We start from the raw sequence: 14175 nt of genomic DNA, 5'->3' as shown, positions 1-14175 counted from the left end.
GTGCTGGACGAGGTCCTCGATGTCGGTCGCGCCGGCCGGGACGGCGGCTCGGGTACCTGCCCGTGCCGGGCGCGGCCGGTCTGGCCGTCAGATGCCACAGGGTGGGCGACGGGCTGGCTGCTGCATCCGCCTTCCGAGCGAGGCGAGACAGCGTTTCCGCCCCAAGCCGGTCCTTGGGGCCTAGCTTGTGCAACGGCACATTGCTCGGCAAGAGGAACTCGACGTGGCGTACTCAGCAGCAGACGAGCGGTCACTGGCCGTGGAGAAGCGGCTTCCGGGCCGGGCGAGGCGGCATACGGATGCCCTACGCGAGTACGAGAAGCTAAACGCCCAGCGCCGCACTCATTTCCCGAGCGCGCTGTGGCCGTTCTTCGCCCCCGACGCTGACCAGTGCTACCGCTGGCGGGTCGAACTGGACTGCGGCTGCATCACCGAGCGGCTGACGCACGGCGACCGTACCCCGCCGCACGAACACCGATGGGGTACCGGATGGGACGGCCAACCCCTGCCCCCAGGGCAGTTGTACTGCGAGCACGACACCTCCGTTCCCGTCCCCTACCGCGAGATCACCGCATGGAAGGACCGAAGGGAAGTCTCCTTTCCTCCCGACCCGGCGGACCCGCCCGAATGGACCACCGCCGAAGTCTGGGCCGTGCTACGCCGCGACGAGCCTCGTACCGAGGCGTTCTGGACCGTCCTGCTGGAATGCGGGCACAGCACGGAGGTCGTGGCACCGTCCCTCGACTGGAAGCCCGAACATGGGACCTGCGTGGTCGACCCCGACAGGGTGCGGGAGATGGCCGATGAGTTCGACCAGGCGTCAGCAGCCGACCCGGCATTTTTCGAGACCAACCATGGTCAGCACATGCGCCGCATGATCGCGGCAGGCTGGCCCAGCCCACGCCCGGAGCAGCCCTGCTCTACGTGTGTCCACGCCCACACGATCATCGCCTACAAAGCCGTGGGCTGGCTTGTTCCGCGAGCCACGGTGCCGGAACAATCCACAGTACGACAGACTCGCGATGCCCTGGAGCGCCGACTTCGCCGGGCGGAGGTCGACGCGGAGCGGCTACGGGCGCAACTGGCTCGGATCGATGACCGGGACAAGGACTGACCACCTACACAAAGGCCCTGGTCAGGATGCGCCGGATTATCGCTCCCGTGGGCGACGGTGAGATCGCATCGATCACGGTAGTTCGCTGACCGGCCCGAACAACAACCGCGTAGGCCCAAGCGTGGCGAGGTACTGGGACCGCTGACGCTCGATGAACGCCCGCAGGCGGTGTCGCTCGTCGTCGGTACGGGCGCTGTAGGTGGGGCGCCTGGTGGGCTGGTGCACCCCAGCCTCGCCGGCGGGAAGCTCTCGACAGGCCGCAGGCCTCGCCGACACCTCGGCGGTCTCTTGTGCCCCCGGCCGCCAACCTTGACGGCAGCCCCGAGCCCACGGGCGGACTCCTTGATGCCCGCCCCCAGTGCCTTGATGCACACCTTGATGGTCACCTTGGAAGGCACCCGCGGAAACCTTGGAGAACGGCCTGGAAGCCTTGGAGAACAGCCCCCGGCTGCCCGCACCCCCCCACTCGCTCACCCAGCCACCGGCAGAACACCCCGTCCGCCGACAGTGCCCGAGTGCCGCCCGGCCCCGCTGTCCCGTCACACCGACTCGGCCATCACCGGATCCAGCAGCGCCGCCGCGACCTCCACCACCTCCGGGAAGACCGCCGTATCCCGCACCAACGCGCGCCACGGCCAGAAGTCCCTGCCCGCCGAGGCGTGCAGCCGCGCTGGCCACACACCCGCTCCCACCGCTGGGCGCACCGCAGCATCCGCACCGGCCTTCCGGTCCGCCGGGCCGCGCACGGCCAGCAGCCCAACCACCCCGACAGCGCCCCGGACGGGCCCGACAGCCAGGAGCACGGGTTGCCCGGCGGCGTCCGCAGCCGGGCGGGCTGTGGAGCCTGCAGAGGTGCCGCAGAAATTCCCTGGAAGCGTCGGCCCCACGCGCCCTACCCTCCTGAGCCATGACGACGACCCCGGACACCGCAGGCGAGCGGTTCATGCACGCCCTGCTCGACCGGTTCACACACGTTGACGCGCTGGCCGCGCACACCGAGTCGAACGCCCCCCGATGGCTGGTCTCGCCGGGCAGCCCGCTCGCCGGAGACGACGCGAAGACCAACCCCCACCACCTCTCCCACAGCGCCCACCACGCCCTGGTTGTGGCCGTCGACCACCTCCAGGCGCTCGCGGCCCTGGTACGCGGCGAGGAGAAGGACGGCGCATGCGAGATGCGGCTGCACTCCTTCGCCCCCTTCACCCTGCTGCGCGCGGCCCTGGAGAACGCCGCCCGGGCGGTGTGGCTGCTGGGCCCCGCCGCCCGTACGGAGCGCGTGAGCCGCTGCCTGACGATGCACCTGGCCGACTACGCGAGCAGGGAGACGAAGGCGAAACTGGTCGGCGCGCCGCCGGACGCATACAAGGAGCAGCGCGATGAGATCCTCACCCTGCTGCGCGCGGCGGGCATGCCCGAGCCCGAACTGTCCACCAAGAATCTTCGAATGCCGACGTGGGCCGCGGTCGTCGGCGACGCCGGCGACCGGGCCGGAGTCGAGAACGCGGTGCTGCTGTGGGGCCTGTGCAGCGCGCTCGCACACGGAGACCTCGGCGGCACCCTGAGCGTGCTGGACCGCGAGATCATGGCCACCGACGGAGATGTCAGCTGGGCCAAGATCAGTGCACCCCCCGAGAAGGTCCTGGCCGCGACGAAGGCGGCCCTCGACATGGTGGAGTACGCCTTCGATCTCTACATGACCCGCGCACGCGCCCCCTTCTGACCCTTCCCAGGCCGCCCGCTGTCGCCGGCCTGCCGGGGACGAGAGAAGGCCGGGACAGGTCGGCAGCCGACGGATTCGTCCATGGAGAATTCCGCGGGCCCCGGCTTCCGTTCCCGGGGGACCGGTTCGCGGTTCCGTCGGGGGCTGCTGGCTGTATGCCGTCCCGAGCCTCGTCGGGACGACGCGATGGTCACCAGGTCGTCCGCGACCTCACCCGCGCCGCGCCTCGACAACGGCCCGTGTGCGGACGCCTTAGCTTCTTGCTAATTAGCTCTAAGCTAAAGTGAATCTCGCTGGAGAGGGGTCAGATTCCCCGACCACCTACGTCCCGGGCACCGGACAGCGAAACAGCGAGGCCCACGGACGGAAGGGTGCAGCAGGTGAGCCAGGCCCCCAGGCGGCAACAGCGGGAGGCAACCGAGCCCACAGCCCGGTTCCTCTACGGCGGCAGCTACGCCACCACCTCCGACCGCTACCTCCGCGCAATCACCGGCGCAGGCTCCGCCTTCACTGACAAGGAGTGCCGCGTCGTCTCCTTCTTCGTCGCCGCATCCCCCGGACCCATCCCGCCCACCAACGGGGCACCCGAAGACCTCGCCCCCGGCGTCAGCATGACCGCCGTCGACATGGCCGCCGAGATCGGCTCCAACCCCAACGCCCTCGGCCGCATCCTGCGCCACCTCCACGGCCACCGGATCATCGTCGAGACCCACCGCGTCGGACGCGTCGTCATCTACCGCATCAGCCCCTACATCAGCTACAAGGGCAAGGCCTACGAACAGCGCGAGGCCATCAAGCGCTGGAACCCACCCCACATCCCCGGCCTCACCGACCCCGATCCCGGCGCCGAACCCTGCGCCGACTGCAACGCCGAGTCCCGCAAGCCCCGCAAGCGGCTGAAGAAGAACGAGGATGAGACCGCATGAGCACCGACCCGCGGGCCGAGATCCGCGCCATGATGCGCCGCGCCAACAGCCTGCCCCCCAACCAACGCATCGTCCTCAACCTCTACGCCGTCCTGCCCAAGAACCCCGCCGGAGCCGTAGAAACCCTCGCCCGCCTCCTCGCCGACGAAGCCGGCATGAAGGAGAGCACCTTCTCCAAGGTCCGCACCGCCCTCGTCGACGACGGATGGCTCGAGGAATCCAGCCGCATCAGCAACGTCCGCTACTACCGCCTCACCGGCAAGGCCCTCGGCACCGGCCCCACCGTCATCCCGCTGCGTCCCGCCGGATAGCCGGCATCACGCTGCCCGCCACGGCCCGGGCCTCGCAAGGCAGCCGGACACACCCAGGGGCGCGGAGGCACCCCGGGAGGGGCCGCCACCCCCTCGGCCATGATCGCGGGCTCCAGCGCGCGGACCGAGCGCGGACCGGCCCGCGCCACGCTGCACCCCCGTCGCGCCGCCACTACCGCCGGGAGCCGTCCTCATGACCGTGCGCCTGCCTCACCCTGGCACCCCCCCCGCCAGCCGCCGGGCCGGGCCGTCCGGGCGAGACCCGCAGTGGCTTTATTCACGAGTCGTGAAGTCAACTGGTCACGGGTTTGGGAGGCACCCGGATCCACGGTCGGGCGGTGTTCACGAGTTTTGACGTCACTGGGGTACTTGCCCGGGAACTGCAACCTCACCATCGACGCACCCGAGGTCAGCGGTCGAGGTCGCGGAGGTCGTCATCGCACATGCCGGTCCGGCAGCACACGGGCAACCAGTCGGCCGCAGCCTCCCGAACGTGTCGCAGACGAGCCCTGTCGGGTTCCACCACCGAGAGGATCTCGAAGGCGATGCCAGCCTGGAGGGACCGATTCGACATCACCTCTCCGTAGAGCAGCCAGAGACCTTGCACAGCAAGGCCCCGGCACAGTTCCGGAAGATCGAGTCCTCGTCGAGCGGACTCCCAATCCGTGCCCTCGCCTGCCACCATGCGCTGCAGGAGGTCGAGGAACCACTCACGAGCCGTTGGTGCAACGTCGTCTGCGAGAGCCGCCAGAGCCACGGATGTCACAGCTGGAGCCGGTTCCCACAGGATCACCGGAGACCAGACATGCTCATCGAAGCTGACATGGCTGGGTCTCTGCAGGGGACCCCTACCCGCGAGCTGCAGCAGATCCCGGGCCAGGTGCTCTGCCGAGTCCCCGCACCCGCACAGCATGCTCTTCCAGTCGTGCCTGGCTATCTCCATCTCGATCAGTCGCATAGCTCCCACACCCTAGACGGCGCCCGCGAAGCCCAACGACACGCCCGGTGCTGCCAAAACTCGCGAACATCTCGCACTTGGAAGATCGACAACTGCTGTTCAAACTCACCGACAAACGCTGTCCCCAGAAGTGAACGTAGCCACCCGCAGCACCCCCGACATCGTCGAGTCCTCCAGCGGCCGACCACTCCCGGTCCCGGGGCGGATTCCCGGGTGCGCCCGGAACACGGACGTCGGATGCTGGGGATGTGATGGAGGCGAAGGGCCACACGGGGCAGGTCAGCTTCGACGGCGAGTACGTGACGATCACCCGCAAGGGGTTCCTCGCGCGCACGTCGGTGGGCAAGGGCGAAAAGCGGATCCACATCTCGCAGATCACCGCCGTGCAGTGGAAGCCGCCCGGGCTGCTCGTGAACGGCTTCATCCAGTTCACCGTTCCAGGAGGCAACGAGCGGCGCTCCGGGTTCGGCATCCAGACCTCGAGCGCGGTCAAGGACGAGAACAGTGTGATCGTCATGAAGAACCAGGCACCCGCGTTCGAAGCGCTACGCGCGGCCGTCGAGGAGGCGATCGCGAACCTCCACCGCCCCGCACCCACCACCGCGACATCCACCAGCGGCTCGCTCGCCGACGAGCTGGGCAAGCTCCAGCACCTCGCCGACTCCGGCGTCCTGACCCCCGACGAACTCGCCATCGCGAAGGCCCGCCTCCTGGGCACCTCCGGGCAACCGCCCGCTGCACCCTGAGCCACTGCCGAACCCCGGCCCGGAGATGCCGCACTGCCCACGATCGCGGGCCACCGCAGCCACCGAATGAGCCTCCAAGGCCTGGCGACCGCCCGGCGACCTCAGCACCGGACCCATCATCGCCCCGCTGTGCCCCACCGGATAGTTCACCGACGCGCTGCTGCACCCCGAAAGTGCCGCCCATCCCAGACGAACCCTTTCTGCCCGGGCACCGGCGCCTGCCTGCCAGCCGTCCTGCAGGCAGGCGCCGGGGAACCGCTGCGTCGCGCAGGGAATTCAGCCGGCGAGCGGGCTCCAGTGGTGGCCCGGGTCGTCGAGCCACACCGTGCGCTCGCCGGCACCGGTCACGGTCAACCCGAACCGCTCGTAGCCGGAGCTTCCGGCCTGCTCCCAGGCGCTCCATGCAGCGTGGATCTCGTCCCACAGATGCTGTGGCCCGCTCTGGCGCACGTCGAACTCGCTGCCACCCGAGACGGAGTCCACCGTCGCCCAGGAGGTCACGGCGGTGTCGAAGAACCACCAGGTCACCATCCCCTGGTACGGCGAGCGCCGGTAGTAGACGTCCGGAAGGCCGGTGCCGATGGCGAGCTGCGCGAGCCATGTTCTCGTCACCCATCGTCGATCTCCCATCACGCAAAGAAGCCACCGTCGGGGTGCGCGCCCAGGATGGACCGCAAGACCGCCCACCAGAGCCCAGAGCCGGCCTGCCGGGCGGACGAGAAAAGCGGTTGCCCCCGCCGTCGCCGGTGCAGCACAGTGAACGCAAGGCGTACGACGACCAGGAAGGGAGCGCGACAATGAACGGCTTCACCCGCTTCTCGTATCAGCGCTCCTCGTCGAGTCGCCAGAACCGCGGGACGTCCTCGTAGTGCGCTGACCGGCCACAAGGCCGGGCCGCCCCGAGGATCGGTCCCCGCAGGGGCGGCCCTTTTTCGTGTGCCGTCCACCCGCAGTGCCGGATGGTGCAACTGGCAGCACGCCTGACTCTGGATCAGGAGACTCGGGGTTCGAATCCTCGTCCGGCAGCGCAGTACCTGGAGAGTTGGCCGAGTGGTAAGGCAGCGGCTTGCTAAGCCGTAGTCGGGGTCACACCCGCGCGCGTTCGATCCGCGCACTCTCCGCGCAACACAAGAGCAGTTCATGGAGGAGCCAGCCGACAGGCGGCGCCGGCCTCGGTCTTGAAAACCGTTGGGGTGCGCGAGCACCCGTGTGGGTTCGACCCCCACCTCCTCCGCCAAGGGCGAGCTGAGCACTGGAGAGCTCAAGGGTCTGTAACACCCCCGCTTCGGCTGTGACGGTTCGACTCCGTCCTCGCCCACCCCCGCCAAGCAGCCAGAGCGCCTGCCGGCCCCCGCGGGACCAGCGCGCGCCGGCCAAGCCCTGCAAACTGCGGCCCAACGCCCAGGACCCGTTTCCCAGACCGCGACGCGGTGACCGCCACGCGGGCGCTCACCCTCCTCAGGTGACTCCTGGTCCACCGCACTGGGCGCCAGTGCCGCCTCCCAGTGGCGTGTCGCAGGACGGCCGATCGGGGGACCCGGGCAGGTGCGGCGTGCCTGCCGTGGGGCGGGCCTCGTTGGCCCCACCGTGATCGCATTCATCGAGCGACTGCCGGTCGGTGCCGTCATTCCAGCACCAGGACGCCCGCACAACGCGCCGGCGAACCTGGCGGCGCTGGTTCGCTCCGTGCGCCGACACGGAGTGGAGCACCCGATTGCCGTCGTCTCCCGCGAGGACTTCGTCCGCGCGCAGCCGCGCTACGCCCCGCTCATCCGCAAGGCGGTGTCCCACGTGGCCGTCGCCGACCTGCACTATCTCGACGCGGCCAGGCTGGCCGAGATCACGCACGTGCCCGCCCTGCACCGGCCAATGCCGCACGACCTGCCCGCGTTCTTGGCCCGCAAGCACTTCTACAGCGACCACCTGGGCCCGATCGAGGAAGCTCATCTGCTGGACGACATCCTGGAGAAGAGCGACCCCAAACCCAGCCAGAACGAGGTCGCCCGTGACCTGGGACTCAGCAAGGCCACCGTCTCCAAACGACTGGCACTGCTCAGGCTGACCCCAGAGCACCAGGCGGCCGTCGAACGCAGGGAACTGGGCCTGAACGACGCCGTCCGCGTGAGCCAGCTGACACCCCAGCAGCAGAGCCGCCTGCCAGCCGGACAGATTAGGCCGGCGCCACCGAACTGACCCGCCCCACCACGGCCAGACAGCCGACCGCCATTCGCGCCGGTCACGCACGGCCGCGGGCTACGCTGCGCCCGACGGTGTACGGGCGAATGCGGGGGAGTCGCACATGGCGGAGATCGTTGTACCCGGACCGGAACCCGACTGGCAGCAGGCCACCAGCCCGCCCTACAACACGGGCAGGAACCCGGCCGCGCAGTCCAGCCTCTGGGAGGCAGCTGCCGGCTCCTTCCGGATGATCGCCGCCCTGAAGCCGCCGCTGGAGGCGCTCGCCGCCAGGCTTCGGCTGCAGGTCGAGCGCAGCTGGGAGGACTCGGAGAGGTCGACACCGCTGTCTTCACGCTGAAGCGCCTGCACTTCGCGCTCAGCCTGATGACCTACGGCCAGGCCGAGACATGGGTGTGGCTGCACCACTCCCATGAAGACGCCGACGGCGCGCTCGACGTTCTGCTGCACGCCCTCGGGCTTGGCCAGGACACCGTGGTGTTCACCGGCGGCCCGGACACCGGCTTCCACTATCGCGACACCGACCGGCCCACCTGAAGCACATCCGGCCGGCCAACGGCCGTCCCGGACCCGTGCCGGCGGCCGTGCGAAGACCAGCCACGGGACGGCAGGGCGGTCCCTGCCGGCCGCGGCGCGGGCTCCCGGGCGGCACCCCCGGCGGGCCTTACCCCCGGGCCTGCGAGGGGCGGACAGGGCCGGCCGCTGCGGTGGCGGCGGCCACCAGCCGCTCGACGGGCCTGTGGTCGCCCAACTCGATGGCCAGCAGGGCCCGGACGAACGCCCCGAGCTCGATGGTTCCGTGGGGGAACTCGAACAACCGGAAGGCGTTGCCGGGTGCGAACCGGGCGGGATGCCGGCAGCCGGAGAGCAGGCAGTGCGCCTCCGCCGCGAGCGCGAGCCGCTTGAACGCCTCGTGCTTCGCCGGCGTCGTCTGCGCGTCGCAGCCCAGGTGGTCCAGCGTGATCCGGCGGTGCCCGAAACTCTCCTCGACGGTCAGACGGCCACCGCCCGGCGTGACGAACCGCCCCGGTGCGACCTGCCCGTACGGGTGGGCCAGCGGCAGATCCACCTCCCGGGCGTGCAGCGGCGGCAGCCCGTCGAACTCGCTGTACGGACCCAAGACCCCACGGTCGGCGTCCAACGGATCCCTCCCTCTGCGACAACGACAACACGGCCTGACCGAGCCTCAGCAAGCAGCGCACGCACAGCCCGCACCGGCCGCGGACACCAGGCCCGCCGGCGAACCTACCTGCTACGCCCCGCCACCGCAGCCCATCGACTCGAGAGGACCCGTGTTTGCGATCCCACCACCGGCGCCGCGCACACGGCCCCGATACTGGCCGGGTGCCTGCTCACACCGAGACCAACGTCCGGCTGCCGCCCTGCGCGTTCGAGGCCCTGGCCGCCGTCGCGGCGCAGCGAGGGACGTCACGGGACGAGACGGTCCGCCAACTGCTCACGAAGCATGTCGAAGCCCAGGAACAAGAGCCCGACCCCGACCGGCACACCCACATCTCCACCGTGCTGCGCTACCCGCTGCCACCGCGCTGGCGCGGCGACCCGAGGCGAGACCGGCCCCTGCGGCTGCGCGCGCCCGCCAGCCTGCTGGAGCGCGCCCGCGCCGTGTCGTCTGACCGCCGGCGCCTTCGGCTGCTTCGCCCTCAGCCTGCTCGTCGTCGCCCTCCAGTCCGTCATCCCGCAGGAGTCAGCGCACCGGCTGGCCTGGTGGCGCGCCCTCTGGCGACACCGGCAGCTGCGCCACCAGACCTCGCCTGGCGGCCGTCCGGCAAACCCGGCCCATGTCGAGACCACAGACCCCGACAAGGCGGTCGCAACGGGCGACGGGGCGGCGACCCGCGAAGAGGACCGCCCCGACTGCTGAGCCGTGATCGCGCGGAGGCCCCTCGGGACGGCGCCCCCCTGCGCGGGTCGGACGGGACTGGCGACTGCGGCGGCGTCGGCCGCGAGCCGGCCGACCGGCCTCGCATCGCCCAGCTCGACGGCGAGCAAGACCCGCACGAACGCCCGGGGCCCGATGCCGTCCCGCGGAAACTCGAAGCAGCGGTAGACAACGCGCGGGACGAACCGAGCCCGGTGACGGCGGCCACCCGGCATGCAGTACGCCTGCGCCGCGAGCGCGAGCCGACTGAACTCCCATGCTTCGACGGTGTGGCCTGCGCGTCGCACCACAGGTGATCAAGGGAGACCCGATGGCGCCCGAAGCCTTCCTCCACGGTCAGCCGGCTCAGCCGCCGAACCCGGTCACCACCGCCCAGGGCATCCCCGGCCCGGACACTCCCGGCTGCGCCACGTCCTGCTCGGCTCTGTGCTGTCGGGCCTGGACGTCGTGGGCGTTGATGGTCAGCGGCAGTTCCCGGCAGGCGGGTCGCAGAGTCTGACGTCGGTGACGCCCGGCAGGTCGGCGAGCAGCCGGCGCAGGACGGCGAGGTCGGCGTCGGGGGTGTGGGGGTCGAAGGCGACGATGAGTCTGTCGCCGGGCGGTGTGCTGGTCGATGTCATGGAGACGCTGGTGGCGCCGTGGCCGAGGCCCGTGCCGTCGTGGAGGAGTTCCGGGTGATGGCCGATTTGAAGGAGGGGACTGGTCTCCTGGACCGTGGCGACGAACGCGTCCGGTTGCTGGAAGTACGGAGCGATCCAGACCACGCCGATCGCCCAGCCGGCGAGGCCGAGGGTCGTGGCGGACACCAGGGTGCCGAGCAGGAGCGGCACGCGCCGGGGTTCGGGGCGCCCCCGGCTTGCCGCGGCGAGGAGGACGATGCCCGCCGGCGCCAGCACGAACAGCCCGAAGAGGGAGCCGGCGACCGAGACTGCGAGCAGCCCCCAGCCTGTCGCCAGGCAGACTGTCCGGGAGGCGTCGGCCTCACGCGCGAACAGCGGTGCGGCGGCGGCCAGGAAACCGAGTACCAGTGCGCCGTCGATGAACGTCCCACCGACGAGGACCACCCAGAGCACGCCCGGCGCGGCACACAGCGCCGCCAGCACCACCAGGATCCGCCCCGCCCGCGGGACGGGTCGACACACGCCAAAGGCTTCCATGCTCCCCCCAATATTGAACGCGTTCAAATACGGTGAGAGTCACGCTACCAGGACCACCCCTGTACGGCGCCCCCCAGATGAACGGGCCCCGCCCGCCCGGCAACACCCCGCCCAACCCGTCACCCGACACCGTCCCGGCGCAGCCGCTGACTCAAGCTCAGCCCTGCACCTCGGCAACAGCCGCCCAGGACAGCCCCAGCCCGGCCAGCCGCGCCAGCTGCGCCCCGTCGAGCCGATCGCGCCGACTCTTGGCATTGGACAGCCACACCCCGAGCTTCACCTCACTCCCGTCCTCCAGCGTCTCCACATGCCCGCGGGGCACCACCACCCGGCCCTCCCGCTCCGCGTACTGCGCAAGGGCCGCCACACCCCGCTCGAACGCCGCCCCACCACCACCGCCCGCCTTCCGCCCACCCACCGCTGCGCCCCCGGGCGTCTCGGGGGCCGGATTCGGATCGACGCCGAGCCGTGTCAAGCGTTCCCGCTGCCCGGGCAGCAGACCCGTCCAGGTGGCGGGCTGGCGTTGGCGTTCCAGCCAGCGGCCGATGTCGTCGCCGTGCACGCTGACCCCGGGCACCAGGTCCGCCAAGGTCGCGCCGCCGTCCAGACAGAGCGCGACGCCGGCCCAATGCCGCTGCCAGTCCACGGGCCAGTCCGGGTTCCAGTCCGGATCGATCTCCGCGAGCGCTTCGGCCCGCTTCGGCTGCCCGGCCATCGCGCCGGGGCGGCGGCAGTTCGACAGCCACTGGCCCACCGCCCGGTCGAGCGCCACGGCGCCGCGCGGCGCCGCCAGGGTGCGGTGCTCGGCGTACCAGGCCCGGGCCGCGGCCAGGTTCTCCTGGAACGCCGCCTCCTGCTCGTCCCACACCATCCCCAGCGCCTCCAGGCGCTTGTACCGCCCGCCCTCCATCGCGCCGGCCGCGTGCACGCGACGCTGCACGCTGATCCACCGCCCCAGCCCGTACCCGCCCTCCTTGTGCTCGTACGGCACCCGCAGATGCTTCTCACGCTTCCGGAAGGCCTTGGCGGCCATATACCCGCGCGCCCAGTCCATCCGCTCGGTGTCGATGATGTTGAACTGCACCAGGTCGGCCAGGAAGTACGGGTCCCGCTGCGAGGAGAACCGCACCAGCAACCGGTTCTCCTCCTCACCCTCACCCGGCTGCGCCCCGATCCTCTGTGGCGGCCGGTGCGGGGTGTTGGTGGTGGGGATGGCCAGCATGTCCACGGCCTCCTCGTCGTGGGCCCGCAGGCCGTGTAGGACGCGCACCAGCGGCCGGTAGGAGGCGGAGGTGACCATGTCCTCCTCGCTCTCCCCGGGCCGGGTGAAGCAGACCACCACCAGCGAGGCCAGCTTGTCGTCCTCCGGCTTCTTGCGCAGCGCCCGCCCGATCGCCTGGACGATCTCGACAGGGGAGCCCTTCGGGTCCAGGAAGGCCACCGAGTCCACGGCCCGCACGTCCACGCCCTCGCCCAGCACCTTGCAGTTGCACAGCACCGCCAGGCCCGGCCAGCTGCCGAACGCCTTCAGCACCGTCCGCCGGTCGTCCGCCGCGTGCTCCCCACACAGCCAGTCCACCCACACGTCCTCAGGAGCCGGGTAGAAGCCAGGGATGTCCGCGTGCAACTGCGCCGCCACCTTCGGCAGACCGGCGGCGAAAGCCTCGGCTTCCACCGTCCGGTGATGGAAAGTGATCATGGTTCGGAGATGGTGCTCCGCCGCGGTGCGCATCATCGCCGCCTGGACGGCGCCCAGCCGCAGCCCCCGCACCTCCTCCTCGTTCCGCTCGGGCCCGCCCAGGCGCTCCGGCGACAGGTAGGGGTCGGGGATCTCGACCACGATGATCTGATACCGCGCCAGGATCCCTCGGGAGACCGCTTCCCCCATGGTTAGCCTGTATACGACTTTTCCGAAGATCGTTTCATCGTCCATGGACGCCGCCAGCTCCTCCGGCAGCGGATCCTTCGCCCCCTCCCGAGGCTGCCACCGCGCCCGCTCCTGCCACACCCGCGGCGTCGCCGTCATGTACAACCGCCGCACCGCCGGGATCACCCCCTGGTGGTGGATGTCCGCCCACGCCTTCCCCAGACTGCCCGACGTCCGGTGCGCCTCGTCCACCACCGCGAGGTCCACCGGCTGCAGCCGCTGCCCGTAGGCGCCCTGGAAGGCCGCGCCCAGGACGTCGAGGCTGGCGTAGGTGGCGTAGATCGTCACCGGCCCGGTGCCGAACCAGAGCGCGAGCTGCAGGGGGTTGGTAGTGCACCGCACGCCCAGCGAGAAGAGCAGCGCGTCGTCCTGCAGCGAGCACACGGCCACCGCCGGCCCCTCGTGTCCGACCTTCCGCCACTCCTGCACGGTCTGGGTCAGCAGGTCCAGGGTGGGCAGCAGGACCAGCACCCGCCCGTCCCGCGCGATCCGCAGGGCGGCCGAGGCGGCACTGATCGTCTTCCCGCTGCCGCACGGCGAGATCGCCGTCACCCGCAGCCCGCCGGCCGGCACCAAGCCGCCCGGCGGGATGTCGAGACCCCGCACGATCGCCTCGACCATTTCCACCTGATGAGGCCGGAGCTTCACAGCCATTTCTGAATTCCCTTCCCAGGGCACCATCACGAGTCGAGCAGGCTGAAAATCGGAAATCGGGCGGCCCGCCTGGGGGAGGCATCCCCAGAATTCAAAAGCTACACAGTGCATCATCTTGCATCAAGAGCCACCGCACAAGATACACTGGATCGAGGCAACCAGCCCCGTGTCCGCCAAGGGCGGCGCGGACACGGGTACCCTGACAAGGCGTCAAGTCAACACCAGGGTCCGCCCCACGGAGGCCAGCCGAGACCAGACCGCCTCCGACCAGCACAGGTCACCTCCAGAGCAGGCCGTCACAGCAAGCAACCGAACAGACCACCAGAAGGGGGTGCTAGCAAGCCAAGTCAAAACCTACACGGTGCATCAGACCGAGCCACCACCCCTCCCAGCCAGCCGGATTCCCGCTTGCGGGAATCCTACCAATTCGCGCTTGCGCGAATTGGTTCACCGTCAGGATTCCGCTCGCGGAATCCGATTCACGCGCTTTGCGCGGGAATCCCGCCGAAGCGAAGCGGAGGCGTTCACTATGCAGCGGCTTGCCGCTGCATTACCCGCTCCGCGGG

General features: G+C 70.4%; 15 protein-coding genes and 4 tRNA genes. 12 read left to right on the top strand and 7 right to left on the bottom strand.

Annotated features, from left to right (window positions below; genetic code table 11):
• Window positions 1–223: 223 nt before the first annotated feature.
• Complete coding sequence (locus tag ACZ6NC_RS35115; protein ID WP_465737924.1) at window positions 224–1114, top strand: hypothetical protein; 891 nt, start codon at window positions 224–226, stop codon at window positions 1112–1114.
• Window positions 1115–1653: 539 nt separating this feature from the next.
• On the opposite strand, the gene ACZ6NC_RS35110 is transcribed toward ACZ6NC_RS35115, so the two are convergent.
• Window positions 1654–1794, bottom strand: coding sequence for a hypothetical protein (locus ACZ6NC_RS35110; protein WP_465737923.1), 141 nt, complete (start codon window positions 1792–1794; stop codon window positions 1654–1656).
• Between the two features lie 227 nt (window positions 1795–2021).
• Between ACZ6NC_RS35110 and ACZ6NC_RS35105 the strand changes: the two genes are divergently transcribed.
• The 3 genes from ACZ6NC_RS35105 (at window position 2022) to ACZ6NC_RS35095 (ending at window position 4071) form a co-directional block, all read left to right on the top strand.
• On the top strand, window positions 2022–2834 hold the full coding sequence (locus ACZ6NC_RS35105; protein WP_465737922.1) for a hypothetical protein: 813 nt from the start codon (window positions 2022–2024) through the stop codon (window positions 2832–2834).
• A 380-nt stretch (window positions 2835–3214) separates the two neighbouring features.
• Window positions 3215–3760, top strand: a complete 546-nt coding sequence (locus tag ACZ6NC_RS35100) for a hypothetical protein (protein ID WP_465737921.1) — start codon at window positions 3215–3217, stop codon at window positions 3758–3760.
• Entirely contained in the window at window positions 3757–4071 is a 315-nt protein-coding gene (locus ACZ6NC_RS35095) for a replication initiation protein, RepL2 (protein ID WP_465737920.1), read from the top strand. The genes ACZ6NC_RS35100 and ACZ6NC_RS35095 overlap by 4 nt, the downstream gene beginning before the upstream one ends.
• A gap of 409 nt (window positions 4072–4480) precedes the next feature.
• Here ACZ6NC_RS35095 and ACZ6NC_RS35090 read toward each other — a convergent pair whose 3' ends face one another.
• A complete protein-coding gene (locus tag ACZ6NC_RS35090) occupies window positions 4481–5029 on the bottom strand; it encodes a hypothetical protein (protein ID WP_465737919.1) in 549 nt (182 codons plus the stop codon).
• A gap of 251 nt (window positions 5030–5280) precedes the next feature.
• On the opposite strand from ACZ6NC_RS35090, the gene ACZ6NC_RS35085 reads away from it, so the two are divergent.
• Window positions 5281–5775 carry a DUF4429 domain-containing protein gene (locus ACZ6NC_RS35085; RefSeq protein WP_465737963.1) on the top strand — a complete coding sequence of 165 codons (495 nt, stop codon included), beginning with the start codon at window positions 5281–5283 and terminating at the stop codon, window positions 5773–5775.
• A gap of 276 nt (window positions 5776–6051) precedes the next feature.
• On the opposite strand, the gene ACZ6NC_RS35080 is transcribed toward ACZ6NC_RS35085, so the two are convergent.
• Complete coding sequence (locus ACZ6NC_RS35080; protein WP_465737918.1) at window positions 6052–6387, bottom strand: hypothetical protein; 336 nt, start codon at window positions 6385–6387, stop codon at window positions 6052–6054.
• A gap of 341 nt (window positions 6388–6728) precedes the next feature.
• Here ACZ6NC_RS35080 and ACZ6NC_RS35075 point away from each other — a divergent pair.
• From ACZ6NC_RS35075 to ACZ6NC_RS35045, 7 genes are all read left to right on the top strand, one after another.
• Window positions 6729–6801 (top strand) — tRNA-Gln (locus tag ACZ6NC_RS35075).
• A gap of 10 nt (window positions 6802–6811) precedes the next feature.
• Window positions 6812–6896: transfer RNA gene (locus ACZ6NC_RS35070), tRNA-Ser, on the top strand.
• Between the two features lie 21 nt (window positions 6897–6917).
• A tRNA-Ser gene (locus tag ACZ6NC_RS35065) sits at window positions 6918–7012 on the top strand.
• Window position 7013: 1 nt separating this feature from the next.
• A tRNA-Tyr gene (locus tag ACZ6NC_RS35060) sits at window positions 7014–7093 on the top strand.
• A 368-nt stretch (window positions 7094–7461) separates the two neighbouring features.
• On the top strand, window positions 7462–7968 hold the full coding sequence (locus tag ACZ6NC_RS35055) for a hypothetical protein (RefSeq protein WP_465737917.1): 507 nt from the start codon (window positions 7462–7464) through the stop codon (window positions 7966–7968).
• 106 nt (window positions 7969–8074) lie between these two features.
• Window positions 8075–8311 carry a hypothetical protein gene (locus tag ACZ6NC_RS35050; RefSeq protein WP_465737916.1) on the top strand — a complete coding sequence of 79 codons (237 nt, stop codon included), beginning with the start codon at window positions 8075–8077 and terminating at the stop codon, window positions 8309–8311.
• Between the two features lie 26 nt (window positions 8312–8337).
• Window positions 8338–8508 (top strand): hypothetical protein, encoded by a 171-nt coding sequence (locus ACZ6NC_RS35045; RefSeq protein ID WP_465737915.1) that lies wholly within the window; start codon window positions 8338–8340, stop codon window positions 8506–8508.
• A 127-nt stretch (window positions 8509–8635) separates the two neighbouring features.
• Here the strand turns inward: ACZ6NC_RS35045 and ACZ6NC_RS35040 are convergent, their stop codons facing one another.
• From ACZ6NC_RS35040 to ACZ6NC_RS35025, 4 genes are all read right to left on the bottom strand, one after another.
• Window positions 8636–9091 (bottom strand): DUF6420 family protein, encoded by a 456-nt coding sequence (locus tag ACZ6NC_RS35040; RefSeq protein ID WP_465737914.1) that lies wholly within the window; start codon window positions 9089–9091, stop codon window positions 8636–8638.
• Between the two features lie 308 nt (window positions 9092–9399).
• Entirely contained in the window at window positions 9400–10158 is a 759-nt protein-coding gene (locus ACZ6NC_RS35035; protein WP_465737913.1) for a DUF6420 family protein, read from the bottom strand.
• Window positions 10159–10332: 174 nt separating this feature from the next.
• On the bottom strand, window positions 10333–11013 hold the full coding sequence (locus ACZ6NC_RS35030) for a hypothetical protein (RefSeq protein WP_465737912.1): 681 nt from the start codon (window positions 11011–11013) through the stop codon (window positions 10333–10335).
• Window positions 11014–11185: 172 nt separating this feature from the next.
• Window positions 11186–13609 (bottom strand): helicase associated domain-containing protein, encoded by a 2424-nt coding sequence (locus ACZ6NC_RS35025; protein ID WP_465737911.1) that lies wholly within the window; start codon window positions 13607–13609, stop codon window positions 11186–11188.
• Window positions 13610–14175 lie beyond the last annotated feature (566 nt).

It is taken from the genome of Kitasatospora sp. NPDC041988, from assembly GCF_055588525.1.
The sequence above is the reverse complement of the archived record's forward strand: the minus strand, read 5'-3'. Positions and strand labels throughout refer to the sequence as shown.

Coding starts and splice junctions, on each gene's coding strand:
- ACZ6NC_RS35105 (WP_465737922.1), top strand. CDS start 2,022: ATGACGACGACCCCGGACACCGCAGGCGAGCGGTTCATGCACGCCCTG.
- ACZ6NC_RS35095 (WP_465737920.1), top strand. CDS start 3,757: ATGAGCACCGACCCGCGGGCCGAGATCCGCGCCATGATGCGCCGCGCC.
- ACZ6NC_RS35090 (WP_465737919.1), bottom strand. CDS start 5,029: ATGCGACTGATCGAGATGGAGATAGCCAGGCACGACTGGAAGAGCATG.
- ACZ6NC_RS35085 (WP_465737963.1), top strand. CDS start 5,281: ATGGAGGCGAAGGGCCACACGGGGCAGGTCAGCTTCGACGGCGAGTAC.
- ACZ6NC_RS35050 (WP_465737916.1), top strand. CDS start 8,075: ATGGCGGAGATCGTTGTACCCGGACCGGAACCCGACTGGCAGCAGGCC.
- ACZ6NC_RS35045 (WP_465737915.1), top strand. CDS start 8,338: ATGACCTACGGCCAGGCCGAGACATGGGTGTGGCTGCACCACTCCCAT.
- ACZ6NC_RS35025 (WP_465737911.1), bottom strand. CDS start 13,609: ATGGCTGTGAAGCTCCGGCCTCATCAGGTGGAAATGGTCGAGGCGATC.